The 25,243-nt window shown below is 63.2% G+C and carries 26 protein-coding genes; 7 read left to right on the top strand and 19 right to left on the bottom strand.

What is annotated here, in order from left to right; all coding sequences use genetic code 11:
- Position 1 precedes the first annotated feature (1 nt).
- The 7 genes from NVV79_RS11810 to NVV79_RS11780 form a co-directional block, all read right to left on the bottom strand.
- The gene (locus NVV79_RS11810) at positions 2 to 1,264 is read right to left on the bottom strand and encodes an MFS transporter (protein ID WP_303989534.1); all 1,263 of its coding nucleotides are present in this window, start codon (positions 1,262 to 1,264) and stop codon (positions 2 to 4) included.
- Positions 1,254 to 2,969 carry an ABC transporter ATP-binding protein gene (locus NVV79_RS11805; protein WP_303989531.1) on the bottom strand — a complete coding sequence of 572 codons (1,716 nt, stop codon included), beginning with the start codon at positions 2,967 to 2,969 and terminating at the stop codon, positions 1,254 to 1,256. Before NVV79_RS11805 ends, NVV79_RS11810 begins: the two co-directional genes overlap by 11 nt.
- The gene (locus NVV79_RS11800; protein ID WP_303989527.1) at positions 2,966 to 3,247 is read right to left on the bottom strand and encodes an ATP-binding cassette domain-containing protein; all 282 of its coding nucleotides are present in this window, start codon (positions 3,245 to 3,247) and stop codon (positions 2,966 to 2,968) included. Before NVV79_RS11800 ends, NVV79_RS11805 begins: the two co-directional genes overlap by 4 nt.
- Before the next feature lie 28 nt (positions 3,248 to 3,275).
- On the bottom strand, positions 3,276 to 4,163 hold the full coding sequence (locus NVV79_RS11795; RefSeq protein WP_303989524.1) for an ABC transporter permease: 888 nt from the start codon (positions 4,161 to 4,163) through the stop codon (positions 3,276 to 3,278).
- A 14-nt stretch (positions 4,164 to 4,177) separates the two neighbouring features.
- Positions 4,178 to 5,125, bottom strand: coding sequence for an ABC transporter permease (locus NVV79_RS11790; protein ID WP_303989521.1), 948 nt, complete (start codon positions 5,123 to 5,125; stop codon positions 4,178 to 4,180).
- Between the two features lie 20 nt (positions 5,126 to 5,145).
- Entirely contained in the window at positions 5,146 to 6,687 is a 1,542-nt protein-coding gene (locus NVV79_RS11785; RefSeq protein ID WP_303989518.1) for an ABC transporter substrate-binding protein, read from the bottom strand.
- A gap of 101 nt (positions 6,688 to 6,788) precedes the next feature.
- Positions 6,789 to 7,493: an isochorismatase family protein gene (locus NVV79_RS11780; RefSeq protein WP_303989516.1), complete on the bottom strand. Its 705-nt coding sequence runs from the start codon at positions 7,491 to 7,493 to the stop codon at positions 6,789 to 6,791.
- Positions 7,494 to 7,685: 192 nt separating this feature from the next.
- On the opposite strand from NVV79_RS11780, the gene NVV79_RS11775 reads away from it, so the two are divergent.
- Positions 7,686 to 8,552 (top strand): LysR substrate-binding domain-containing protein, encoded by an 867-nt coding sequence (locus tag NVV79_RS11775; protein WP_303989513.1) that lies wholly within the window; start codon positions 7,686 to 7,688, stop codon positions 8,550 to 8,552.
- Between the two features lie 119 nt (positions 8,553 to 8,671).
- Here NVV79_RS11775 and NVV79_RS11770 read toward each other — a convergent pair whose 3' ends face one another.
- The 3 genes from NVV79_RS11770 to NVV79_RS11760 all read right to left on the bottom strand — a co-directional run bounded on the left by NVV79_RS11770 (position 8,672) and on the right by NVV79_RS11760 (position 10,748).
- Positions 8,672 to 9,523, bottom strand: coding sequence for a fumarylacetoacetate hydrolase family protein (locus NVV79_RS11770; RefSeq protein WP_303989511.1), 852 nt, complete (start codon positions 9,521 to 9,523; stop codon positions 8,672 to 8,674).
- 94 nt (positions 9,524 to 9,617) lie between these two features.
- Positions 9,618 to 10,049 (bottom strand): RbsD/FucU family protein, encoded by a 432-nt coding sequence (locus NVV79_RS11765; RefSeq protein ID WP_303989508.1) that lies wholly within the window; start codon positions 10,047 to 10,049, stop codon positions 9,618 to 9,620.
- A 12-nt stretch (positions 10,050 to 10,061) separates the two neighbouring features.
- Positions 10,062 to 10,748, bottom strand: a complete 687-nt coding sequence (locus NVV79_RS11760; protein ID WP_303989504.1) for a GntR family transcriptional regulator — start codon at positions 10,746 to 10,748, stop codon at positions 10,062 to 10,064.
- A gap of 202 nt (positions 10,749 to 10,950) precedes the next feature.
- On the opposite strand from NVV79_RS11760, the gene NVV79_RS11755 reads away from it, so the two are divergent.
- From NVV79_RS11755 to NVV79_RS22630, 3 genes are all read left to right on the top strand, one after another.
- Positions 10,951 to 12,489: a UxaA family hydrolase gene (locus NVV79_RS11755; protein WP_303990393.1), complete on the top strand. Its 1,539-nt coding sequence runs from the start codon at positions 10,951 to 10,953 to the stop codon at positions 12,487 to 12,489.
- Complete coding sequence (locus NVV79_RS11750) at positions 12,486 to 12,815, top strand: TfoX/Sxy family protein (protein ID WP_303989503.1); 330 nt, start codon at positions 12,486 to 12,488, stop codon at positions 12,813 to 12,815. Before NVV79_RS11755 ends, NVV79_RS11750 begins: the two co-directional genes overlap by 4 nt.
- A 164-nt stretch (positions 12,816 to 12,979) precedes the next feature.
- Positions 12,980 to 13,741, top strand: coding sequence for an ArsR/SmtB family transcription factor (locus tag NVV79_RS22630; protein ID WP_369684719.1), 762 nt, complete (start codon positions 12,980 to 12,982; stop codon positions 13,739 to 13,741).
- On the opposite strand, the gene NVV79_RS11735 is transcribed toward NVV79_RS22630, so the two are convergent.
- Positions 13,723 to 14,349 carry a methyltransferase gene (locus NVV79_RS11735; protein ID WP_303989499.1) on the bottom strand — a complete coding sequence of 209 codons (627 nt, stop codon included), beginning with the start codon at positions 14,347 to 14,349 and terminating at the stop codon, positions 13,723 to 13,725. The two genes, NVV79_RS22630 and NVV79_RS11735, sit on opposite strands and share 19 nt — an antisense overlap.
- A complete protein-coding gene (locus NVV79_RS11730; protein WP_303989496.1) occupies positions 14,346 to 15,260 on the bottom strand; it encodes an SMP-30/gluconolactonase/LRE family protein in 915 nt (304 codons plus the stop codon). The genes NVV79_RS11735 and NVV79_RS11730 overlap by 4 nt, the downstream gene beginning before the upstream one ends.
- Positions 15,261 to 15,485: 225 nt before the next feature.
- Here NVV79_RS11730 and NVV79_RS11725 point away from each other — a divergent pair, with 225 nt between their 5' ends.
- Positions 15,486 to 16,667, top strand: a complete 1,182-nt coding sequence (locus NVV79_RS11725; protein WP_303989493.1) for an alpha-hydroxy acid oxidase — start codon at positions 15,486 to 15,488, stop codon at positions 16,665 to 16,667.
- A 4-nt stretch (positions 16,668 to 16,671) separates the two neighbouring features.
- Here the strand turns inward: NVV79_RS11725 and NVV79_RS11720 are convergent, their stop codons facing one another.
- The 5 genes from NVV79_RS11720 to NVV79_RS11700 form a co-directional block, all read right to left on the bottom strand.
- Positions 16,672 to 17,475 carry an anti-sigma factor gene (locus NVV79_RS11720; protein ID WP_303989490.1) on the bottom strand — a complete coding sequence of 268 codons (804 nt, stop codon included), beginning with the start codon at positions 17,473 to 17,475 and terminating at the stop codon, positions 16,672 to 16,674.
- Complete coding sequence (locus tag NVV79_RS11715; RefSeq protein ID WP_303989488.1) at positions 17,472 to 17,978, bottom strand: sigma-70 family RNA polymerase sigma factor; 507 nt, start codon at positions 17,976 to 17,978, stop codon at positions 17,472 to 17,474. The genes NVV79_RS11720 and NVV79_RS11715 overlap by 4 nt, the downstream gene beginning before the upstream one ends.
- Before the next feature lie 15 nt (positions 17,979 to 17,993).
- The gene (locus tag NVV79_RS11710) at positions 17,994 to 18,392 is read right to left on the bottom strand and encodes a hypothetical protein (protein ID WP_303989485.1); all 399 of its coding nucleotides are present in this window, start codon (positions 18,390 to 18,392) and stop codon (positions 17,994 to 17,996) included.
- A 93-nt stretch (positions 18,393 to 18,485) separates the two neighbouring features.
- The gene (locus NVV79_RS11705) at positions 18,486 to 19,130 is read right to left on the bottom strand and encodes a response regulator transcription factor (protein ID WP_303989483.1); all 645 of its coding nucleotides are present in this window, start codon (positions 19,128 to 19,130) and stop codon (positions 18,486 to 18,488) included.
- Positions 19,127 to 20,509: a cache domain-containing protein gene (locus tag NVV79_RS11700; protein WP_303989481.1), complete on the bottom strand. Its 1,383-nt coding sequence runs from the start codon at positions 20,507 to 20,509 to the stop codon at positions 19,127 to 19,129. The genes NVV79_RS11705 and NVV79_RS11700 overlap by 4 nt, the downstream gene beginning before the upstream one ends.
- Before the next feature lie 228 nt (positions 20,510 to 20,737).
- On the opposite strand from NVV79_RS11700, the gene NVV79_RS11695 reads away from it, so the two are divergent.
- A complete protein-coding gene (locus NVV79_RS11695) occupies positions 20,738 to 21,838 on the top strand; it encodes a TRAP transporter substrate-binding protein (protein WP_303989477.1) in 1,101 nt (366 codons plus the stop codon).
- Between the two features lie 132 nt (positions 21,839 to 21,970).
- Here NVV79_RS11695 and NVV79_RS11690 read toward each other — a convergent pair whose 3' ends face one another.
- A complete protein-coding gene (locus tag NVV79_RS11690; protein WP_303989474.1) occupies positions 21,971 to 23,362 on the bottom strand; it encodes a TRAP transporter large permease subunit in 1,392 nt (463 codons plus the stop codon).
- Entirely contained in the window at positions 23,362 to 23,925 is a 564-nt protein-coding gene (locus NVV79_RS11685) for a TRAP transporter small permease subunit (RefSeq protein ID WP_303989472.1), read from the bottom strand. The genes NVV79_RS11690 and NVV79_RS11685 overlap by 1 nt, the downstream gene beginning before the upstream one ends.
- 318 nt (positions 23,926 to 24,243) lie before the next feature.
- Here NVV79_RS11685 and NVV79_RS11680 point away from each other — a divergent pair, with 318 nt between their 5' ends.
- Positions 24,244 to 25,221, top strand: a complete 978-nt coding sequence (locus NVV79_RS11680; protein WP_303989469.1) for a PfkB family carbohydrate kinase — start codon at positions 24,244 to 24,246, stop codon at positions 25,219 to 25,221.
- Positions 25,222 to 25,243: the final 22 nt, after the last annotated feature.

The following is a 25,243-nucleotide window of genomic DNA, read 5'->3' as shown; positions in this document are numbered from 1 at the left end:
GTCAGTCCTCCTGAGGTGGGGTGGGGATAGTGGGGGGCGTTGCGGCATGGGAAGGGCCGCTGCGCGCCATGTGGCTGGCATAGGCGGAAAAGCCGAACATGGTGGCGACCAGCACGGTGCCGCCGGCAAAGAAGGCGGCCGTCAGGCCGATGAAGCTGCCGAGGATGCCGAAAACGGCAGGGCTCACCGTCTGGGAGAAGCGGTTGACCAGCAGGCGCAGCCCCATGAGCTTGCCGCGCTGGTCCTCGCCCACCGCGTCCACCATGATCATGAGGCTGACCGGCAGGTTGACGCCGGTGGCCGCGCCCAGCAGGAAAATCAGGGCATAGGTCAGCACGATATTGGGTGCCACGACTGGGGTCAGGACCACGCAGAAGGATGCGATGAACCCGGCGCCCGCCAGGATGCGTTCGAGCGAGAACCGTCGCATCAGCCAGTTGACGATCAGCCGGCTCAGCATTCCGGCCAGGCCCTGCCATGACAGGATGGCGGCGATCTGGAAGGCGGAATAGCCGTATTGATCCAGGAACAGCGGCAGGAAGCCCATATAGAGCGCCTGGATATACATGATGACGAAAGTGCCGACCAAGCCGAACTGCACGGGCCGGTGGGCGGTGAGATCGATGCCGTGTCGATAGCTGGCAGAATAGCCGCTGAGCGAGAGGATGGAGCGGATTTCGCCCTGTGCGGGAGTGGGATGCGGATAGCGCCGGGCGAACCAGGCCAGAACGAGCATGAACAGGGCGGTGGCGATGGCCGAGACGATGAAGGTCGCGCGATAGCCTTCGGCGGGCACGGCGAAGAAGGAGGAGATCACGCCGCCGATCAGCGGTCCGACCATGCCCCCGCCGGACATCCACATCGAATAGGTGGTGATGGCCTTGTTCCGCGTCTCCCGGTCGCCATTCGACACCAGGACCTGCAAGGCGGAGGCCATGATGATGATGGCGCCGCCCATGAAGAGCTGGGAAAGCGCCAGGACCGGCACGGTCGTGGCAAAGATGGTGTTGACGAGCGAGATCAGCAGCAGGACCGATCCCCATTGCAGCATCCGCACCGGCCCCATGCTGTCGATGAGCTGGCCCGACGGCATGGCGATCACGATGGGCAACAGTGCCCGCAGGGTCACGATGAGGCCGATCTCGAGTGTCGAGGCGCCCATCTCCGACGCATAGAGGGTGAAGAAGGGGTTCGCCATGCCGGTGATGGCGAAGAACAGGCCGCCGCCGACAATCCCGAAACGCGCGTAGGAACTAGTTTGCATAGTGACAGGCCGCCTCTCTGGTACCGGAATAGGCCTGCAAGATGGGCTTTTCGGCGCGGCAGTAGTCGGTCGCCTTGGGGCAGCGCGAGGCAAAGGCGCAACCGGGCGGCAGGTTGAGCGGGCTGGGCAATTCTCCCGAAAGCGGATTCTTGACGCGCGCTTCCTCGGCAACCGGGTCGGGTACCGGCACGGCGGCGATCAGTGCCTGGGTATAGGGATGGCTGGGGTGGCGGAAAATCTCGTCGGCGGGGCCGTATTCCACCACCTCGCCCAGATACATGACCGCGATCTTGTCGGAGATGTAGCTGACCGTGAGCAGGTCGTGGGAGATGAAGACGAAGCTGACCCGCAACTGGCGCTTGAGATCGACCATCAGGTTGATGATCTGGGCGCGCACCGAAACGTCCAGCGCCGATGTCGGTTCGTCCGCCACTACCACGGAGGGTTTGATCGCGAGTGCCCGGGCGATCGCCACACGCTGCTTCTGCCCGCCAGAAAGCTGGCTGGGGTATCGTTGCGCGTAGCTCTCGTCGAGTCCTACCTGTGACAGCAGCTCGTTGACCCGCTCGGCTCGTGCGGCCCGATTGCCCCAGCCGGTCACGACCAGGGGCTCCTGGATGATGTCGAACAGGGTCATCTTGGGATTGAACGAAGACGACGGATCCTGGAACACCATCTGGGCCATGCCATCGACATAGATGTCGCCTGATGTGACCGGGTCGAGCCCGAGCAGCAGGCGGGCGACAGTGCTCTTGCCGCAGCCCGATTCCCCGACAATACCGAGCGTCTCGCCCTCACGTATGTTGAGCGAGATGCCGTTGACGGCCCGGACCGTGGGCGGCTTGCGCCAGGGTGTCAGGCTGCGTCCGACAAAGTGCTTGTGCAGGTTGAACACCTCAACCACCACCCGGTCGTCACTGTTGCGGACCATCGGAGGAATGGTTTCGGCGTCGCTATGGCGGGCCTCGCCCAGGCCCTCGGGCAGGAAACAGGCCGCACGGTGGCCGGGGCCGCGGGCACTGAGTTCGGGCGTATCCTTGAAACAATGCTCATGCGCCGCGGCGCAGCGGTCCTTGAAGGCACAGCCGACCAGGGGCAGCTTCATGTCGGGCGGAAAACCCGGAATCTGGGTCAGCTTGCGGCGCTCAGGCTGGTTGACGGGCGGAATGGTGTCGAGCAGGCTCTGGGTATAGGGATGGCAGGGATGGGCGAAGATGTCCTTGACCGGACCGAATTCCACCAGCTTGCCGGCATACATCACGCCCACCTTGTGCGCGAAGCGGGCGACCAGCCCCAGGTCGTGGGTGATGAAGATCATCGCCGCACCGGTTTCGACAGTCAGTTCCCTGAGCAGCTCGACGATCTGGGCCTGGATGGTGACGTCCAGCGCCGTTGTCGGCTCGTCGGCAATCAACAGCTTGGGTCGGCACGACAGGGCCATCGCGATCATCACGCGCTGGCGCATGCCGCCCGACATTTCGAACGGATAGGCATCGATCCGGCGCCCGGCATCGGGAATGCCCACGCGGTCGAGCCAGCCAATGGCCTCGGCGCGGGCCGTTTCCTGGTTCATCTGCAGATGCCGCATGATGGGCGGCACCATCTGGTCGGCGATCCGCATCACCGGATCGAGCGAGGACATGGGATCCTGGAAGATGGTGCCGACCTCGCGGCCGCGGATCCGGTTGAGCTGGCGTTCGCTCATACGGTTGAGGTCGCGGCCGGCCAGGTTGATCTGGCCCCCACAACCTTGCCCGGGTAGGCCAGCAGGCGCAGCAGCGACATGGCCATGGCGCTCTTGCCGGAGCCGGATTCGCCCACGATGGCGATACGCTCGCCGGGGTCGATATTGAAGGATACGCCATTGACCGCCTTCACCGTGCCGCTGTCGGTGACGAAATGGGTGTGCAGGTCCCGCACTTCCAGCAGCGCCCCGGCGGTGGGGGTAGCGTCCTCAGTCTTGATGGCGCCCGGATAATTCATGTTTTTGCTCCGTCTGGAAACTGAACGGTCATTTGCGGGAACGGGGGTCGAGCACCTGACGGATGCCGTCCGACAGGAAATGCAGGCCGATGGCGATCAGCAGGATCACCACGCCGGGCAGGGTGGAAATCCACCAGGCCTGTTCGAGATAGGACTGGCCATCCCGGATCAGGTTACCCAGCGAAGGCTCGGGCGGCATGATGCCGAGGCCGAGGAAGCTGAGACCGGCCTCCACCAGGATGGCATTGGCCGCGGCAATGGAGGCGGCCACCAGCAGTGGTGCGATGGTGTTCGGCACGATGTGGCGGGTCATCAGCCAGAACTGGCTGGCTTTGACCGTGCGCGCCGCATCGATATAGGCCCGCGTGCGCAGGGTCAGCACCAGCGAGCGCTGCAAGCGGATGAAGCGCGGCACGTCCGACAGCGAAATCGCCAGCACCACCGGCAGCATGCCGGTTCCCATCACCGAAACGAGGCCAATGGCCAGCAGCAGCGAGGGAAACGCCAGGAAAATATCGGTGATGGCCATTGTCACCCGGTCAACGACGCCGCCGAAAAAGCCGGAAAGCGTGCCCATGACCAGGCCGACCGCCAGCGCCAGCATGGCTACGGCGAAACCGACGAACATGGAAATCTGCACGCCGGCCAGGGTGCGGCTCAAGAGGTCGCGGCCCATCCGGTCCGTGCCGAACAGATGTTCGATGGACGGCGGCTGCATCATGGCGCGCAGGTTGGTATCCAGCGGCCCGGGCAGCGGCAGCACCGAGCGGAAGATGGTAAGGAAGATGATGGGCATCAGGATGGCGAGGGCAAGCTGGACCCGGCTATTGGACACCAGGCGCAGAAGACCCTGGATCGGGAGACTGCTCACATCCAGCGGACGGCGGGTGGGCAGCGCGACGATTTCCTGTGTCATGGCAGGGTCTCCAGCTAGAACTGCACGCGTGGGTCGAAGAGGCGATAGACCAGGTCTGTCGCGAAATTGATGACCACGAAGATCAGCGCATAGAAAAGGATGAGGGTCTGGACCATCTGGTAGTCCCGGCTGTTGATGCCGCCCACCAGCAGGTTGCCGATACCGGGCAGGGTGAAGATGAATTCGACGATCACCGTGCCGTTGAGCAGGTTGCCGAAGCTGAGGCCGATCACCGTAACGATGGGCAAAGCGGCATTCTTGAGGGCGTGGCGGAACAGCACGCGCAGTTCCGACCAACCCATGGAACGGGCGGTGCGCACATAATCCTCGCTCAGCACCTCGAGCACCGAGGTACGGGTGATCCGCGCCATGGTGGCGATCTGTGCCATGGAGAGCACGAGCACTGGCAGGGCGACGCGGCGCAGCATCTGGACCGGGTCGTCTATATTCACGGTGCCGCTGGCGGGGAACCAGCCCAGGGCCAGGGAGAAAATCAGCAGGCAGACCAGCGATGTCCAGAAGGACGGCATCAGGTCGAGCACCATGGCGACGCCGGTAATCGCATTGTCCAGCATCCTGTGGCCCTTGTGCGCCATGTAGGCGGCCAGCGTGCCGAGCGGGATGGCGATGAGGACGGTGAGGAAGATGGTGCCGAGGGCAATGGAAACCGTCACCGGCAGGGCATCGAGGATGAGCTGGATGATGGGCAGCCTGGTGGTGACGGTATTGCCGAAATCGAGTACCGCCAGGCCGCCCAGATAATGCAGGTACTGGAGCAGAAGGGGCTCGGTGAGTCCCATCTGTTCGCGCATCTTGTCGAGCGCAGCGCCCGCCAGGTTGTCACCGGCCATGGCCGAAATCGGGTCACCCGGTATCATGCGCATGGTGAAGAAGACGAGGGTGACGACGCCCAATACGGTTACGAAGAGTTGGGCTAGGCGTTTGAGGCTGTAGGTCAGCATGGCGGGCGCTCGCTTTCAGGCTATTCTTCGATGTCCACGTCCCAGAAGTTGACCTGCGCCAGGTAATTGATATTGACGCCATCAACGTTCTGCTTGCTCGGCCAGAAGACATTGCTCGCAGTGGCCGGGATGTAGGGCAGTTCGGTCATGGCGATCTGCTGCACCTTGGCGTAGAGCTCCAGCCGCTTGTCGGGGTCGGGTTCGGCCTGGGCTGCCTCCAGGGCGCTGGTCATCTCCGGATTGTCGTAGCGTGCGCCGTTGAGACCGCCAGGCGCCTTGTTGGCCGGGTGCAGATAGCTGAACAGAATCATGTCCGGATTGACCGCCGGCAGCAGGCGGCCGGCCATCATGAAGTCACCGGAATTGCGACGCTGATTGAAGGTCGGCGTGTCGACCAGTTCCAGTTCCATATTGATGCCGACCTGGCTGAGATAGTCGATCTCGAACTGCTGCTGCTCCGTCACGCCCTGGGCGGACGTGCCCAGCACCTTGAGGGTGAAGCCATCGGCATAGCCCGCCTCGGCCAGTAGCGCCCGGGCTTTTTCCGGGTCGTATTCGTATTTCGGGGCGGCTTCGGAATAGACGTCCATCCAGGGCAGCAGGATGGAATAGGCCGGCGCCTGCAGCGAGGGCGCCAAAGCTGCGGTGATCGCCGGATAGTCAATGGCATAGGCGATGGCCTGGCGCACCCGCACGTCGCCCAGGATCGGGTCGGTCAGGTTCGGCACCTTGATCGAGACAGCATAGTTGTCGACGTGGTTCATCTTGAAGCCTTCGGCTTCGAGCGTCTGCAACTGCTCTTCCTTGCTCTGGCGCATCAGCAGGTCGATCTCACCATTGCGCAGCGCGATGGCGGCGGTGGCGTCGTCCTTGATGATGTGGAAATCGAGCGTCTCGATGGGAGCGGGGCCCTTGTAATAGTCCTCGTGCCGCTTGAGCACGATCTGCGAGTTCACATCGATCGATTCCAGGTAATAGGGTCCGGTGCCGACCGGTTGCCAGCGCACCTGGTCGCCCGCTGCCTCGACGGCTTCCTTCTTGACGATCTGGCCCTGGTGATAATTGGCCACGGTATGCAGGAAATTGCCGTTCGGCGCGCTGAGCTTGATCACAACCGTATAGGGATCGGGCGCTTCGATGCTTTCGATGCCGGCCAGTTCGGCGGCGTAGGGAGATGCCGTGTCCGGGTCAAGAATGCGGTTGAAGCTGTAGAGCACGTCTTCGGCGGTGAACTCGCCATAGCCCTTCTGCCACTGCACGCCCTGGCGCAGGTGGAAGGTCCAGGTGATGTTGTCCGAGGTTTCCCAGGACTCCGCGAGGTCCGGGATGATTTCGCCGGTAACGCCGTCATAGCTCGTCAGCCCGCTGAAGATGTTGAAGGCGATGTTTTCGTTTTCGATGCGGAAGATATTGGACGGATCGAATCCTGCGGGATCGTCATAGAAGCGGACGATAAGGGTCTTTTCCTGGGCAAGGGCGAGGGATGGTGCCGCCACCGAGGTTCCGATCAGCATGGAACCGGCGACAAAAGCAGTCAGCCAGGATCTACGATTGATTCTCATTATTGGCATCCCTGATGCGCGGCCCGTTTCGGGGGAGGAGTAGCCGCGTCTTGTTGGGGGGGCGGGTGGAGCCTGCGCGAAGTCCGCGCAGGCACGCAGCGTCAGCCAGCCTTGCGCATCGGTTCGGCCAGGCCTTCGAAATAGGATTTGGCCATGTCCAGCGAGACGACGTCGGCATATTTGTGGTGCATGTCGTAGAGGTTCATGAAGTGCGAAGCCTCGGTGCGGTCGAAGACGCATTCCTTGACCACACCCATGCGGAAGCGGTGGGTGGCGCCATCGACCACAGTGGCCCGCACGCAGCCCGACGTCGTCTCGCCACAGACGATCACCGTATCCACGCCCAGCGCCTGCAGATGGAAGGCGAGCGGGGTGCCCTGGAAGCCGGACGGTGCTGCCTTCTCGATTACCAGCTCGCCGGCGATCGGTTTGACCTCGTCCACGATCTGCTGGCCCCTCTCGACCATTTCCTGCGGCATGGTGGATTTGGGGCGGCTGCGGCGGCCCCAATGGGCGACGCCGGTATGCAGCCCCTTGACGTGAATCACCGGGATGCCCGACTGGCGGGCGACGGCGAGCAATTCGGCCGTCTTGTCCACGGCGTCCCAGCCTTCCAGGCCGGTCGAGCCGCGCCAGGTCTTCATCGATTCAAAGATGTCTTCGCGCTTGAGGCCGAGGACGGAGTAGTAGATGTCGATAAGCACCAGGGCGGGCTTGTCGCCGAAGCCGTTCAGCTCCTTCTTGCCCCACAGTTCGGTGTGCTTCGTGTCGCGCTCGGACAGGTAGGGTTCCCAACCAAATTCCATTCGTCAAACTCCCATGTTGCAGTTTTCGTCATGGCGTAAGGCTCGATGCGGGATCGGGGATGGCGCCGGCCGGTCGGCGGCTCGCAACGCGTTTGCCTAATTTTGCATCAACCTGTGCTAATGCTAAGAATTTCGGCAGGAATGAGTCAAATTACACTTTTCATCACTTTGCATTAGCAATACTAATGCGTCATGCGCGTCCCCTCGCTCCACCTGTTAAGGGCCTTTTCGGAGGCTGCCCGGCTGGGTAGTTTCTCCCGTGCGGCGGCCTCTCTGAATGTCACCCAGTCGGCAGTCAGCCAGCAAATTCGACAATTGGAACAAGAGGTTGGCACCGACTTGTTTCAACGCGAAGGGCGCCGGATCATGCTCACCGATTTCGGGCGGGTTTATCTGAGGCTGGTCAGCGGACCGATTGCGGCGCTGGAGGAAGGGCATACGACGCTTCGCGCCATGACGGGCCGCTCCTCCATCGTGCTGCATCTGTCGCGATCGTTCGGATCGCAATGGATGGCGCCCCGACTGGCCGATTTCGGACGTCGTCACCCCGATATTTCGGTCACCGGCATGTTCCTCAATCCCGGTGACAATCCGACGAGCAATAGCGGGGATGCCTACATCACCTCAACGCGTCGGCCGGACGAGCAGGCCGAGTTCATTCTCGAACCCCTGTTCGCCACCACGTTGTGCCCGGTTGCCGCCTCGTCATTGGGGCCGGTCGACGTATCGCGGCTGGATGACTATCCCATCATCCACACGTTGCGGCGGCACGATGACTGGCGCACCTGGTGCATGATCGCCGACGTGCCGGTGGTCTCTCGCGACAAGGGGTGGTCGTTCGAAAGTTCGAGCATGTCCTACAGCGCGGCCCTCAACGGCTTGGGCATCGTCATGGCCGAACTGGAATTCGTGGCCGAGGACCTGAAGCATGGGCGATTGCAGCAGGTATCGCCGATCACCGCGCCTTCAGGTCACCACTTCCACATTGCCTATACACGCGGCCGCTACGCCCGACCCGCCCTACGCAAATTCCGGGAATGGCTCCAGGGCCAGTTATAGGAACTGAGCTCCTGCGGTGGTGATTCTTCGGCGCTGCGCCGCTCACTTGCAGGTCTGCTTTGCGCCGGCCGCGTATCAGTGGGCCCTCTCCCGCAAGGGGAGAGGGAAAAGCGGCAGGTTCAGGCGCTGTAGGCCTTCACATTCTGGGTCTGCTCGCCCATGCCCTCGATGCCCAGGCGCATGACATTGCCCGGCTTGAGCCAGACCGGCTCGGGCTTGATGCCCATGCCGACGCCCGGCGGGGTGCCGGTGGAAATGATGTCGCCCGGCTGCAGGCTCATGAACTGGCTCACATAGCTCACTACATGCGCCACTCCGAAGATCATCGTCTTCGTCGAGCCGTTCTGGTAGCGCTTGCCGTCGACGTCGAGCCACATCTTGAGGTTCTGCGGATCGGCGACTTCATCCTTGGTCACCAGCCAGGGGCCGATGGGCCCGAATGTGTCGCTGCCCTTGCCCTTATCCCAGGTGCCGCCGCGTTCGGTCTGGAAATGGCGCTCGGAGACGTCGTTGACCACGCAATAGCCGGCGACATGGTCCATGGCATCGGCCTCGTCGACATAGCGGGCCTCCTTGCCGATGATGACGCCCAGCTCGACTTCCCAGTCCGGCTTGATGGAATTCTTGGGAATGATCACGTCGTCATCGGGGCCGATAATGGCGCTGGTGGCCTTCATGAAGATGATCGGCTCGGCCGGAATGGCGGCGCCGGTTTCGGCGGCATGGTCGGCATAGTTGAGGCCGATGCAGATGAACTTGCCGACATTGGCCACGCAGGGGCCGATGCGCTGGCCGGCATCGAGCCTGGGCAGCACGCCGATATCGGTGGCGCGGATCTTGGCCAGGCCTTCCGGTGTCAGCGTCTGGCCGCCGATATCGCCGACAATGCCGCTGAGATCGCGGATCGAACCGTCTTCGGCCAGGATGGCAGGCTTTTCTGCGCCCTTGGCGCCAATGCGGAGCAGTTTCATGAAAGGGTTTCCTGTTGGCTTCGGACAAGGTCCTAACCGCTAACATGTTAGTCTGTCGAGGGCGACCTTGGTCCAATCGGTTCGCCCGGTGGATTTATGCGGGCCGGATGACGCCCTTCTTGAGCAGGATATTGCCATAGAGCCGCCGCTCGCCGGTCTGGACGATGGCATAGCCATGGCTCACCCGCTCGTAGAAGGCGAAGCGTTCCAGCGAGGCGAGGCCGATTTTCGGCTCATGCTTTTTCACGATGGTTTCGAACGCGTCCATCACCGGCTCGCGCTTGTCCGCATCGCCCACCACCTGCATGCAGAAGGCGGCGTCGTCGACGAAATCGTCGAGCGGCATCAGCGTCAGGATGGCGTCGAGCACGTCAGTGGCGCTCACCCCGTCGAGCCGCACCAGGGCAGGGCCGGCCGCATCGGCCGGGTAATTGGCATCGACAATGGCGATTTCGTCGCCATGGCCCATGGCCCGCAAGATGCCGAGCAGGTCGGGGCCGAGGATCGGCGGGATGTTCTTGAGCATTTCTGGCGGCTCCTAGCCGAAGGGGAATGAATCGCTGTCGCTGCCCAGCGTCGCGCCGTCGGCAAACAGTTCCGGATGTTCGCGGGCAAAGGCGAAAAGCTCCACCATGACCGCATCGATATGGGCGCGGATGGCGCGGGCGGCCTGCGCCTGGTCCTGCGCCAGGATGCCGTCGAAAATGGCCAGGTGCTCGGCAATGGTCAGCGCCAGCCGACGCGGGGTGATGATCATGCGGCGCGCCCGGTCGAGATTGGCGCGGGCCGAATCGATGATGGTCTTGATCTTGGTGAAGCCCATCGAGCGGTAGATGATGTCGTGGAATTCGACGTCGATCTGGTGGAAGGTTTCCGCGTCGTCGCGCTCGGCGGCTTCGCGCTGGGCGGCGATATTGGCCTTGAGCGCCTCGATCAGGCTCGGGTCGTGGCTGCCGATCAGCACGCGCAGTGCCTCCGATTCGAGGCCCTTGCGGATCAGCATATATTCGCGCACATCGGCCAGCCGCACCAGCGACACGGTGGAGCCGCGCTGCGGCGCGATATCCACCAGCCCCTCGATCTGCAGGCGCGCCAGCGCCTCGCTCACCGGAAAGCGGGAAACGCCCAGTTCGGCGCAGATCAGCGACTTGTCGATGGCGCTGCCCGGCGGCAAAGCCAGGGTGACGATGGCATGGCGGATGGCATTGGTCACTTCAGCCGTCACGTTTCCCCGCGCCAGCGCGGCAGGTCGTGTCAGAAATGAGTAGCGACTTGTATGGTTGTTCATGCTAACATGTTAGTTAGTGAAGAGGTGCTTTACAACGCCCGTCGCTGCCATTGCGGGCGCAATCTGGCGGCAAACGGCTCCGGCGTAAAGCGCAGTTGAGACCAGAGTCACGAAAGTCCCCCGATCCATGACCGAAACCATGACCCGCCCCCAGGGCCGCACCCTGCTGCTGAACGCGGAAGACAATATCGGGGTGGCGCTGGCCAATCTCGAAATCGGCACCGAAACGCCGCAGGGCGTGACCATTGTCCGCCGTGTGCCGCGCGGGCACAAATTCGCGGTCAAGCCGATCCGTGCCGGCGAGGCGGTCATCAAGTTCGGCCAGATCATCGGCTTCGCCAAGGAGGCCATTCCGGCCGGCGACTGGGTGCATGAGCACAATTGCGGCATGGGCGGCGCCGATGGCTCGTTGACCCACGACTATGCCTTTGCCCAAGGCGCCATTGCGCCCGACATGGTGCCGGTGGACCAGCGCGCCACGTTCCAGGGCTATCGCCGCGCCAATGGCAAGGTGGGCACCCGCAATTATATCGGCATCCTGACCTCGGTGAACTGCTCGGCCACCGTCGCCAAGTTCATGGCCGAGGAGATCAACCGCTCCGGCATCCTGGCCGATTATCCCGATATCGACGGCGTCATTCCCTTCGTGCATGGCACCGGCTGCGCCATGGATATCCAGGGCGAGGGTTACCAGATCTTCCGCCGCACCCAGTGGGGCTATACTGCCAATCCCAATCTCGGGGCGGCCTTGCTGGTGGGGCTGGGCTGCGAGGCGTTCCAGATCGGCAAGATGAAGGAAAGCTATGGGCTCACCGAGACCGACACGTTCCAGACCATGACGATCCAGGAGATCGGCGGCACGCGCAAGATGATCGATTGGGGTGTCGAGCGCATCAAGGAAATGCTGCCCATCGCCGCCCGCGCCCGGCGCGAAACGGTGGACGCGTCCGAACTGACGCTGGCTTTGCAATGCGGCGGCTCGGACGGCTATTCGGGCATTACGGCCAATCCGGCCCTGGGCGTGGCAGCAGACATTCTCGTGCGTCAGGGTGGCACGGCCATCCTGTCGGAAACCCCGGAAATCTACGGTGCCGAGCATCTGCTGACCCGCCGCGCCGTCTCCCGCGAAGTGGGTGAAAAGCTCATCAGCCGCATCAAGTGGTGGGAGGATTACACCCAGCGCAACCATGGCGAGATGAACAACAATCCCTCCCCCGGCAACAAGCTGGGCGGGCTGACCACCATTCTCGAAAAGTCGCTCGGCGCGGCGGCCAAGGGCGGCACGACGCCGCTCACTGCGGTTTATGAATATGCCGAGCCGGTGACCGAAAAGGGCTTCGTCTTCATGGACACGCCCGGCTTCGATCCGGTCTCGGCGACGGGGCAGGTGGCCGGCGGCGCCAATATCCTGGCCTTCACCACCGGGCGCGGTTCGGCCTATGGCTGCAAGCCGGTGCCGTCGATCAAGCTCGCCACCAATTCGGACATGTATGCCCGCATGACCGAGGACATGGACATCAATTGCGGCGATATCGTCGAGGGTGTTTCCATCGAGGCCAAGGGGCAGGAAATCTTCGACCTGCTGCTGCGCATCGCGTCGGGCGAGCGGACCAAGTCGGAAAATCTGGGCTATGGCGACAATGAATTCGTGCCGTGGCAGGTCGGGGCGGTGATGTGAGCAGCCAGCAGAAGACGGTCGACTATATTCTCGAGCAGAGCGCTGCCGCCGGCACGATGACGGCGAAGAAGATGTTCGGCGAATATGGCCTCTATTGTGACGGCAAGGTCATGGCTTTTGTCTGCGACGACCAACTGTTCATCAAGCCCACCGAAGCGGGCCGCGCCTATCTGGGCGCGGTGACCGAGGCGCCGGCCTATCCGGGCTCGAAGATGTATTTCCTCATCGACGGCGACCGCTGGGACGATGCGGACTGGCTGGCCGGGCTGGTCAAGGTGACGGCGGATGACCTGCCGGCGCCCAAGCCGAAGAAGGCGAAGACCTAAGCGGAGCCGCGCAGTGAAGCGGGCAACATTGGTGCCCCATCCCCGATCTGTTCCTCCCCCTATCAGGGGGAGGCTAGGAAGGGGTATCCACAAAAAAACCCGCAGTCGAACAACATGCAACAATTTCATTGCCTATGTTGACATGCAACATATTGGTTGCATAAATGGCCGCTATGGATGATGTCTTCAAAGCCCTTGCCGACCCGACCCGCCGCGATCTGCTCGATCGCCTGCTGGCGGCCGACGGGCAGACGCTGAACCAGCTTTGCACCGGCCTTGCCATGACGCGGCAGGCGGCCAGCCGACACCTGGCGGTGCTCGAAGGGGCAAACCTGGTCGTGGCGACCTGGAAGGGCCGGGAAAAGCTGCATCACCTCAATCGCGTGCCCCTGCAGCAGGTCTATGACCGCTGGATCGGCCATTACCATCAACCGCGCCTTGTCGCCCTGACCGGGCTCAAGCAGGCGCTGGAGAGCCAGACCATGTCCGATAACGAGTTCGTCTATTCCATCTATATCGATGCTTCTGCCGAGCGCATCTGGGAGGCGCTGACCCAGGGTGAATTCACCCGCCAATACTGGTCCGGGCGCGAGCTGCGTTCGTCCTGGGCGGTCGGCGCGCCGCTGGAAATCGTCACCGAGGACGGCACGCCGGAAGTGACCGGCAAGATCCTCGAAGCCGTGCCGCATAGCCGGCTGAGCTATACGTGGTTTTCGATCGGCCTCGACCGCGAAAGCAATGTCCTGTTCGAGCTCAAGCCCTTTGCCGGCTCGGTGCAACTGACCATAACCCATTGGCCGCTGCCGGCGGATTCGCGAGCCCGCGAGGGTTGGGTGGCTATTCTCTCCAGCCTTAAGAGCCTGCTCGAAACCGGAAAGCCTCTCGAAGCCACCAGGTCGTGGCCGCGTCAGGCCCGCAGCGCATAGACTGTGCCGGTGCGATCGGTGGCGACGCGGGCATCGCCCACGTCGCCCACTGCATAGGAGGCGATGGGCTCCAGCCGGTCCAGCGGCAGGTCCCGCCGTTGGGGATCGCCGACCAATATGTCGATCCCCGCCGCCTGGCAGCGCTGTAGAAACGGCAGCATCAGCTTTCCCACCTGGGGGTTGTAGAACACGTCGCCCGCCGCGATGAGGTCGAAGCCATCAGGCGCATCGCCTGCAACGTCCACCTCGATCAGCGGCAGCGATACGCTGTTGGCTTCTGCGTTCAGCGCAATGGCTGCCCGTCCATTCGGATCGATTTCCGCCGCGCTGGCCGTGGCGCCGGCTTTGGCCGCGGCGATGCCGACCAGCCCCGATCCCGCACCCAGATCGAGCACGCGCCTACCGGCCGCAACTTCCGGGTGTGCCGAAAAATGTCGCGCCAGCGCCAGCCCGCCGGCCCATTGATATGCCCAATAGGGCGCCGCATCGTCCGGCGTCGCCAGCCGCGACAGCCGGCTGCCGGGATGGGCGGTATAGAGCCGGATGTCGGGCAGCGACGGCACCGGCTCGAGCCGCAGATTGGCGCGAATGAAGTCGGCCGGGTTCAAGGCGTCTGCAGACCTGTCGTGCTGACATAAGTCGCCATCACATATTGGCTGCAGGTGATGAAGAGCCGGTTCCTGCGAGGGCCGCCGAATACGACATTGCTCGTTTTGGCGCCGGTCCTGATCCGCCCCAGCAGCGCACCGGCGGGGTTGTAGACATTCACCCCCAGCCCGGCGCTGGTCCAGACATTGCCCTCGATATCGAGCCGGAAGCCGTCGGGCAGGCCGGAATCGATATTGGCGAAGACCTTGGGATTGGTCAGTCGGCTGCCCTCGACATTGAACTGGCGGATATGCGCCGGCCAGTCCGGGTCATGGCTCTGACCGGTATCGGAGACATAGAGCATGGATTCATCGGGCGAGAAGGCCAGTCCGTTGGGCTTGGCGAAGTCGTCGGCGACAACGGTCAGCGAGCCATCGGCGGGGTCGAAGCGATAGACAAAGCACCCGTCCTGCTCCTGGTCCGACTTGTAGCCCTCATAATCGGAAAGGATGCCGTAGCTGGGATCGGTGAACCAGATCGTGCCATCCGATTTGACCACGACATCATTGGGGGAATTCAGCCTCTTGCCCTGATGGCGATCGACCAGCGTGGTCACCGTGCCGTCCCATTCGGTGCGCAACACGGCGCGGGCGCCATGCGAGCAGGAGACCAGCCGTCCCTGCCGGTCGCGGGTATTGCCGTTGACGTAGTTGGACGGCGTGCGGAAGGCGGTGACGCCGAGGTCGGGCACCCATTTGAGCATGCGATTGTTGGGAATGTCGCTCCAGACGAGGAAATTGCCATCGCCGAACCACACCGGCCCTTCGGCCCAGCGGCAGCCGTCATAAAGCACTTCGAGCGCGGCTATGCCGATGGTGAGGTCGTAGAATTTCTTGTCGATGAATTCGAGTGCGTCGCCACCAATGGCCATGATGCGTCTCCCGGTCGGCAGCATTTGAGGGGAAGGAAGGAGGGGATGCAAGCGCGTGCGAGCGCCGTCCGCGATAGGGGCGCGCGGAATCCGCACTTGGCCCGCGTCAATGTTAACAGTCCGCTAGCATTAAGAGGCATAGTGCGACGCGATTTCGCGCGATGCCGTGCAGCCATTGACGACTAACATGTTAGTTGTTAGGGCAGGACGACACCGGAGCTCGACATGGCCGCCCTCGACAAGATTCTCACTGTGGACGAGATGAAGACCAAGGCGCGCCGCAGCGTGCCCAAGATGTTCTTCGAATATGCCGATAGCGGCAGCTATACCGAAGGCACCTACCGGGAAAACGAGAGCGATTTCAACAAGATCAAGCTCAGGCAGAAGGTGGCGGTCAATCTCGAGGGCCGCAATCTCAAGACCGAAATGCTGGGCAAGCAGATCACCATGCCGGTGGCCATCGCGCCGGCGGCGACTGGCGGCATGCAGGTGGCCGATGGAGAGATCAAGGCGGCCAGGGCGGCCGAGAAGTACGGCATTCCCTTTACGCTCTCGACCATGGCGGTCTGCTCCATCGAGGATATTGCCGAAAATACGACGGCACCCTTCTGGTTCCAGCTCTATGTCATGCGCGACCGCGGCTTCATCGAGCGGCTGATCGACCGGGCCAAGGCGGCCAAGTGCTCGGCTCTGGTGCTGACCATGGACCTGCAGATCCTCGGCCAGCGCCACAAGGATATCCATAACGGCCTTTCGACGCCGCCCAAGTTCAATGCCTATTCCGTCTGGCAGATGATGCAGCATCCGCTATGGTGCGCGCGCATGCTGGGCACGAAACGCCATACCTTCCGCAACATTGTCGGCCATGTCGGCGGCGACCACGACCTGGCCTCGCTGTCGGCCTGGACCTCCAGCCAGTTCGATCCCACGCTCAACTGGGCCGATATTGCCTGGGTCAAGAAGCGCTTCGGCGGACCCGTCATCGTCAAAGGCGTGCTCGACCCCGACGACGCGCAAGCGGCCATCGACAATGGCGCCGATGCCATCATCGTTTCCAACCATGGCGGCCGCCAGCTAGACGGTGCGCCGTCGACCATCCGCGTGCTGCCCGAAATCGTCGACGCCGTCGGCCACAAGACCGAGGTCTATCTCGATAGCGGCATTCGCTCGGGGCAGGATGTGCTCAAGGCCATGGCCTATGGCGCCAAGGGCACCTTTATCGGAAGGCCCATGCTCTACGGGCTCGGCGCCGGCGGCGAAGCGGGCGTGACCCGCGTGCTCGACATCATCGCCAGGGAACTCGATACGACCATGGCCCTGTGTGGCGAGCGCGACATTCTCAATGTCGGCCTGCACAACATCTATTCCAACGACATTCCCAGGCGGAATGCACCTGTGGCCAAATAGCGGACTAGCCCCGATAAGGCCTTCCCGCGCCGAAGTCGCCCTCGGTCAGCTGGCGGTAGACCGAGCCGGCAACGGCCCTCATCTGCTCCTCGGGCAGGGTGCCGACCACCGTGCAGGTGATGCGGGCATTGGCCCAGTAGAAGGCCTCGGCGCCTTCATAGCTGGCGAACTGGTAAGCCGGCGCGCCATCGGCCAGGGCCGATGTCACGTAGATGGTGATGCGCTGCTTGATGGTATTCTCATACATCAACTGCGCCGCGCGCCCGCCGGCATATTCGGTGCCCGGCAGCAGGCGCCCACCGACCAGGGTGAAGCCTTCAGTCCCGAGATCGGGCATGCCGAGCGTGGTATCGAGCCGATTGGAGAGCCAGGTCGAGAGATGTTCGCTGTCATCGGCGCCGACTTCGACGGCATGGCGGTTTTCGGCGACATAGACGGCATGGGCATGGATCGCATCGGCGATCAGCGTGGCGCTGATGGGCTGCGCATCGAATAGCGGACGGGCGAACCAGCCAGCGCCGAGGCCGAGGCCGACCAGCACGATGGCAGCGGCAGCCCAGCCCCAGTTGCGGCTGCGGCGGCGCGCCATTTCGGCGGCCAGGCGACGCGGCTTGAGCCGGGCCGGCACGGTTTCGGCACCAACAGGACCGAACAGGGTCCGGATCGCGTCACTCTGGCGCTGCAGCAGCGCGACGTCGGCAGCCGCATCGGGATTGGCGGCCAGAAAGGCTTCCATGGCGGCGCGCTCGGGTTCGGGCAGCTGCCCGTCGGCATAGGCCATCAATTGGTCGCGGGTGATCTCGCTCATTTGACGGTCCTCAAATGCGGTTCGGCCGGGGCGCCGGTCAGGGCCCGCAGGGCGGTGCGGGCGCGGCCAAGCCGGCTCATCAGCGTGCCCAGGGGAATATCGAGGATGTCGGCGGCCTCCTTGTAGGCAAGGCCTTCGAGGGCAACGAGCAGCAAGGCTTCCTTTTGCTCCAGTGGCAGTGTGTCGATGGCGCGGGCCATTTCGGCCAGCGCGATATGCCCCGGCTGGGCAGCCGGGGTCGAGAGTTCGGGAACCATGTCGATATCCACGGTCTCGCCACGCCGATGCGATGCGCGCAGGGCGTTGCGGTGCAGGTTGAGCAGGATCGTGAACAGCCAGGCGCGGACCGGTCCGGTGGGCCGGAACAGGCCGCGTCTGGAAATGGCGCGTTCGAGGCAATCCTGCACGAGATCGTCGGCCAGGTCGGCATTGCGCGTCAGGGCCCTGGCATAGCGCCGGAGGGCTGGGACGCAGGTTTCGAGCTGGTCGAGGAAATCGTTCAAGTCCGCTCCTGCGGATTATTCGATGGCAAGATGCCAGACGCCGCCGACGCCGTCGCCGGAAATGTCGCCGGGTGCCGCATCCTCATACCAGTAATAGAGCGGCCAGCCCTTATAGGCCCACATGGTCGAGCCGTCGTCGCGGGTGACGAGGGTGAAGTCGCCTTCGGCTGCTGCACCGGCATCGGCGATCAGCGGGGGCCATTTCGCAGCGCAGTCGTCGTTGCAGACGCTCTTGCCGTCGCCATTGGTGTCCTTGTCGAACGTGTAGAGGGTCATACCATTGGCATCGGTCAGCACCATCTTGCCGCCGATATCGGTGGATTTGACCGCCCCGCCGAGATAGTCGGCGGCAAAGGCGGATGTAGCCAGAAGCGCGAGAGCCGTGGCACCGGCCAGAATCGAACGGAACTTCATGGGATGTCTCCCTCCATGTTGCGGGACCGTCATTGCGGTCCTCGACAGGAGAAACACCGGCGGAGCCGGAATAATCCCGATGGAGGCAAAAATTCAGTCGTCGGCCATCAGCCCGTGGTCGATGACATAGCGGGTGAGGCCCGCAGTCGTGGCGATGCCGAGCTTCTTCTTGATGTTCTTGCGGTGGGTCTCGACGGTGCGCACCGAAATGTCGAGTTCGCCAGCCACATCCTTGTTGGACCCGCCCTGGGCGAGCAACAGCAGCACGGCCTGTTCGCGCGTGGTCAGCGGCACGACCGCGCTCTGCTTCTGCCCCTTTTCGAGCAGGGCCTCGGTGACGCCGGAGGAGAAATAGGAACCGTTGGCGGCCACCGCTTCGATGGCCGAGATGATCTCGCCGGGCGGCACGTCCTTGAGCAGATAGCCGGCTGCGCCATGCAGTACCGCCGTCGAGATATATTCCCGGCTGTCATGCATGGAGAGCATCAGCAGCCGCGTTCGCGGCAGCCGCTCCCGGAACAGCTCGATGGCGTCGAGACCGCTGATCTCGGGCAGGTTGATGTCCATCAGCACGACGTGCGGATTTTCCTCCTCGGCCAGCGCCAGGGCGGCGAGGGCCGAGCGGACGGCGCCGACCACCTTTATATGATCGAAGGTTTCCACCACGGCACGAATGCCCTCAAGCACCAGCGGGTGGTCGTCGCAGATCAGGACCTTGATGGGGGAGGGGGCAATCATGCGGGAACGGGGTCGGGCTTCTGGTTGATATAGGTGGATTTGGGCAGGCGGGCCTTGAGCGTCGTGCCCTCCGCCGTGGTGCGTACGTCCAGCGAACCGCCGAAATGCTCCATGCGCTCCTGCATGTTGCGCAGGCCCAGGCCCCGGCTGCTCCTGCCGGCGGGCAGCTGGGCAAAACCCTGGCCATCGTCCTCGATCAGCATTTGCGGGCCATTGCCGGCGCTGGTGATGATGATGCTGACGCGGGTGGCATTGGCGTGGCGCTCGATATTGGTCAGCGCCTCCTGCGCCACGCGGTAGAGCGCCGTGCGCGCCTCGGGCAGGATCATGTTCTTGAAGGCCACCGACTTGAGTTCGACATCGATGCCGGTGCGCTCGGCAAAGCTGTTGGTCAGCGCTTCAAGCGCCGCGGTGAGGCCGAGATCGTCCAGCATGCCGGGCCGCAGATCGTGGGAGATGCGGCGCACTTCCTTGATGGCGTCATTGAGCCCGCGCGCGCCGCGCTCGATGACAGCGGCTGCATCGGGGGCGCCGGAACGCACCTTGGTGGCGGCCAGGTCGAGCATGTAGCGGGCGCCCACCATGGTCTGGGAAATGCCGTCATGCAGCTCGCGGGCGATGCGGGCACGCTCCTCTTCCTGCGTGTCGACGACGCGCTGGGTCAGTTCCTTGAGCTTGCTGTCGGCCAGGCGTCGCTCGCGCAGGGTGATGAGGAAGCTGGCGAGAAAGACCGCGAAGACGATGGGTACGGTAATGGCCGCCACGATGATGAAAGTCGTGTTGATATGACTGCGCAGGTCGTCCTCGGCGGCGGCGGTCTGGGCGAAGACGTCGTCCAGATAGACACCGGTGCCGAGCATCCAGCGCCATTTGTCGAGCCCGACTGCCCAGGAGAGCTTGTCGGCGATCTCGCCCGTCGATGGCTTCTCCCACTTGTACTGGTGCAGTCCGCCGCCTTCCTTGGCGCGTTCGATCAGGTTGTAGATGACGCGATTGCCGTCCGGATCGGTCATGTTCAGCCAGTTCTGGCCGTGGCGGAAGGCCTGGCGGGGATGGACGATGTTCACCCCGTCATAGTCATAGGCGAAGAAGTAGCCGTCCGGGCCATAGTCGAGTTCGGAGAGGATGCCCTGCACTTCCAGCTTGGCCGCCTCGTCATCGGCATCGGCACCCTGATAGATATCGGCAATGGCCGAGACCGCCATATTGGTCAGGTTGAGCAGCTCGTTTTCCTTGGCCCGGAGCAGGTTGCGCTCGAAGGTGGCGATGCTCGCCCGCGCCAATTGGGTGGATTGGCTGGTCACCAGCGCGGTAATGGCAAGGATGGCCAGCACCAGCGGCAGCACGGACAGCGCCAGGATTTTCTGTCTGAGATTCATGCTCGCGAGGCTCCCCCACCTCTTGAGGCCAATCTAGCACGTCCAATGATAGCTGTTCTGCGTATTAGTGGGTAGGCCGACGATCAGATCGCTATCCGCCCGATCTGCCCGTACTGGACAGGGGCCGCGGGGGGATTAGTCTGTCGCCGGCGGCCCTCGTGCCAGGTCTGGCGACGGTGGCAAGTCAAAAATCGGCGGCACCAATGCCGCATCCTGTTGGGAGGAATTATGAAAAGACGCGAGTTCTTCAAGACGGCCTCGGTTGCCACGATCGGCGCCGCCGCTGCGACTACGCTGGCCGCGCCGGCCATTGCGCAGGGCAATATCAATTGGCGTATGGTCACCACCTGGCCCAAGAACTTCCCTGGCCTGGGCGTGGGCGCACAGCGCCTGGCCGATCGCATCACCGCTGCCTCGGGTGGCCGCCTCACCATCCAGGTCTTTGCGGCTGGCGAAATGGTGCCGGGCCTGCAGGCGCTCGACGCCGTTATCGACGGCTCGGCCGAAATGAGCCATGGCGCTGCCTATTACTGGCAGAACAAGAGCCAGGGCCTCAACTTCTTTACCGGCGTGCCCTATGGCATGACCAGCCGCGAACTGACCGGCTGGGTCCGCCATATGGGTGGTCAGGAAATCTGGGACGAAATCTACGACCAGTTCGGCGTGCAGGGGTTCCTGTCGGGCGATACTGGCACCCAGGCCGGCGGCTGGTTCAAGAACGAGCTGACCGGTGTCGCCGATGTCCAGGGCCTGCGCTTCCGCACGCCGGGCATGGGCGGGCAGGTCTGGGCCAAGCTGGGTGCCTCGGTGACCAACCTCGCTGCCGGCGAAATCTTTGCCGCATTGCAGTCGGGTACGCTGGACGCCGCCGAATTCGTCGGCCCCTATAACGATCTGGCGCTGGGCTTCTACCAGATCGCCAAGAATTACTACTTCCCCAGCTTCATCGAACCTGGCCTGGCCACCGAACTCGTGGTCGACAAGGCCAAGTATCAGGAACTGCCGGCGGACTTGCAGGCCCTGGTCAAGGATGTCTGCCAGGCCGAATACGACAATGTAGCGGCTGACTTCGCCGCCAACGACCCGCGCGCCCTGCAAGCGCTGGTCAGCGAGCATGGCGTGCAGATCAAGCAGTTCCCCGAGGAAATCCTCGAGGCCGGTGCCAAGGCTGCCAGCGAAGTTCTCGCCGAGCTCCGCGAAGGTGGCGATGCCCTCACCAAGAAGACGGCCGAGAGCTTCGTCGCGGCCTTCAACGTGGTGCGCCAGAAGACCGACGGCACCGACTCGCTGTTCCTGGCGGCCCGCGAGAAATACTTCACGCTGAGCTGATCCCGCATAGTGCCAGAACTTGAAAGGCCCCGTCGCGTCGGCGATGGGGCCTTTCCTTGTGGATGGCGACAGCCGCAAAAAGGGCCCGGATGGCAATGCCATCCGGGCCCTTTGTAGTTCACCGTACCTGCCTCAGTGGTAGATCAGATCGGGCAGCCAGGTGATGAGCTGCGGGAAGATGAACAGGATGATCAGTCCCGTCAGTTGCAGGATCACGAAGGGCACGACGCCCCGATAGATCATGCCTGTCGTCACGCGGGCCGGGGCTACGCCGCGCAGGTAGAACAGCGAGAAGCCGAAGGGTGGGGTCAGGAAGCTGGTCTGCAGGTTCACGCCCACCATCACGCCCAGCCAGATCGGATCGACACCCAGGGCCAGCAGTACCGGCGCGGTGATGGGGATCACGATGAAGATGATCTCGAACGTGTCCAGGATGAAGCCGAGCAGGAACATGATGAACATCACGATGATCGTGGCGCCGATCGCCCCGCCCGGCATGGACGAGAGGAATTCATGAACCAGGTTGTCGCCGCCCATGGTGCGGAAGACGATGGAGAAGACCGCGGCACCGAACAGGATGATAAACACCATCGAGGTGATGGTGGCCGTCGAAATCACCGCCTGACGCAGGATGGTGAGGCCCAGCTTCCCGCGCAGGGCGGCCAGGATCATCGCACCGACCGAACCCACGGATGCGGCCTCGGTAGGGGTGGCAATACCGGCCAGGATCGAACCGAGCACGGCCACGATCAGTAGCAGAGGCGGCACGAGGGCAACGAAAACCTCGCGCATGAGGCCGGCCTTCTCGGCCTCCGGTACGGGTGTCGCCGGGCAGGATTTGGGGTCGGTTATCGCCTTGAAGATTACCCAGGCGGCATACAGCGCGACCAGCAGCAGGCCGGGAATGATGGCGCCGGCGAACAGCGCGCCTACCGAGACCGGTTCGGGCGCGAAATTGCCTTGCTCCATCTGCACCTGGGCATTGATACCCGAGAGCATGTCGCCCATGAAAATGAGGACGGTAGAGGGAGGGATGATCTGGCCCAGCGTGCCGGAGGCGCAGATGACGCCGGTGGCCAGCTTGGGATCATAGCCGGCGCGCAGCATGGCGGGCAGGGAGATGAGCCCCATGGTGACCACGGTAGCGCCGACCACACCGGTCGAGGCGGCGAGCAGTGCACCCACCACGATAACCGAAAGACCCAGGCCTCCGCGCAGATTGCCGAAGAGCTTGCCCATGGTGAGCAGCAATTGTTCGGCGATGCCGGATCGCTCCAGCATCACACCCATGAAGATAAAAAGCGGCACGGCCACCAGCACTTCATTGGTCATCATGCCGATATAGCGACCGACCAGTGAGCCGTAGTTTGAGGGGTCATAGACACCCAGGAACCAGCCGACGAGGCCAAAAATCAGGGCCGTGCCAGCCAGGGAAAAGGCGACGGGGAAGCCCAGCATGAGCACGCCGATAACGCCAACGAACATGAGGCCGGAGAGAAGTTCGCCAATGAGAACAGGATCCATCAGTGCGCTTCCTTGGCGTCGTTGGCGCCATAGCGCAGGTTATCGGGCAGCAGGTCCTCGCGGTTGGTCAGCGCTAGGATAGCGCGCGCACCCATGGCCAGACCCTGCAGGCCGACCAGCGCGCAGAACAGGATGATGAAGCCCTTGAGCACGAAGAGCCCCGGCATGCCGCCGAAATTGGCGGAGCCCTCTTGATAGCTCCACGAGCGCGCCACCGCGGGCCAGGCGTAGTGAAACACGACATAGATGAAGGGCAGCAGGAAGAAAGCGACGCCGAACAGGTCTGCCATGGCCTTCTTTCGCACCGGTGCGGGGCGGTAGAAAATGTCGACACGTACATGGTCGTCGCGCATCAGCGCGAAGCCAGCGACACCGGTGAACATGGCGCCACCCAGCCAGACATAGAGGTCCTGCATCCACAATGTGGATGAGTTGAAAACATAGCGCTCCACGACAACCGCGAAGCAGACCAGCACGCATCCGAGCGCCAGCCATGACAGCACTTCGCCGACGATGCGGTTCAGACCGCTGATCGTGCGGACAAGCAAAGCAAGGGCTTGCATATCATCCTCCCCTCTCCCCGCCGGGATGTTTCCCGGCATTCTTGAGCCGTTTGACGGCATCAGGCGATCAGGTGAACACGGCTGGTTAACCATCGCAAGATGCGTCCGACATATAGCCGACCGATATGGGAAAGGCGCTTGCGCCACAACGGTGCGCCTGGGAGGAAGTGGAGCCGAGCCCGTAATAGTGGGTAGGCAAGAGGATCGCGCCCGCCGGCTGGGCATATGCTCACGCCGCTGGTGACAGGCCCGGCAAAAATGCTATGTCGCTGCCGGTTGCGCCTCGGTGGCACAGCATTCGCCGGGGAGGGCATCTGCATGTTCGTGGTTGGTGGGGAAAGCCTGATCGATCTCAAGGCCGAAGTGGCGCTGCCCGATGGTGCGCTGATCGGTCGTGACGGCGAGAACCAGATCGTGATGACGGCCCATCCGGGCGGCTCGCCCTATAATTGCGCCATCGCTCTGGCCAAACTCGGCAATCCCACCGGCTTTCTATGCCCCATCTCGGCCGATGCGTTCGGCGACTACTTGCTCGGGCCGCTCGGCGAGGCCGGCGTCAAGCCCCTGCTGAGCGAGCGCGTCAAGGACTATACCACGCTGGCCGTGATCAATTTCGATGCCAATCGCAATGCCCGCTATGGCTTCTACCGCTCCGCCGACGGCGCGATCGAAGCGGAAAAAGGCATCGCGGCTTTGCCCGAACAACTCGACCTCTACCAGATCGGCGGCTTCTGCCCGATCAAGCCGGACGAGGCAGCCATCTGGCTCGATATCGTCAAGGCGGCCATCGCCAAGGGCGCGACGATTTCCATCGACCCCAATGTGCGGCCGAGCCTGGTGGACGATTTCGCCGGCTACAAGGCCCGGCTCGCTACCTTCCTCGACCTGGCCCATGTGGTGAAGGTGTCGGAGGAAGACCTCGATGCGCTCGACAGCACCAGGAGCATCGAGCAGCATGTGGCGGACCTGCTGGCGCGACCCAATTGCCAGCTCGTGGTGGTGACCCTGGGCGAGAAAGGTTCGCGGGCTTTCACCAAAGCTGGCAAGGCGCAGGCAGCGATTTATGCACCGCCAGTTTTCGGCGACACGGTGGGGGCGGGCGACAGCCTCATGGCAGGCATCCTCTCGTGGCTGCATGAGCGCGGGCTGCTCAAGCCCGGCAAGCTCGACGGGCTGGGCGATGGCGCCCTATCCGACATGCTGCGTTTCGGCGCCGTCGTGGCGGGTATCAATTGCGGTCGCAAGGGCTGCAAGCCACCGACCCGCGCCGAGGTCGACGCCGTACTCGGAAAGTAACCCGGGTTTCCGCGCCGGGCGG

Source organism: Devosia ginsengisoli (genome assembly GCF_024707105.1).
Taxonomy (GTDB): domain Bacteria; phylum Pseudomonadota; class Alphaproteobacteria; order Rhizobiales; family Devosiaceae; genus Devosia; species Devosia ginsengisoli_A.
This window is presented reverse-complemented; position numbering and strand designations above follow the sequence as displayed.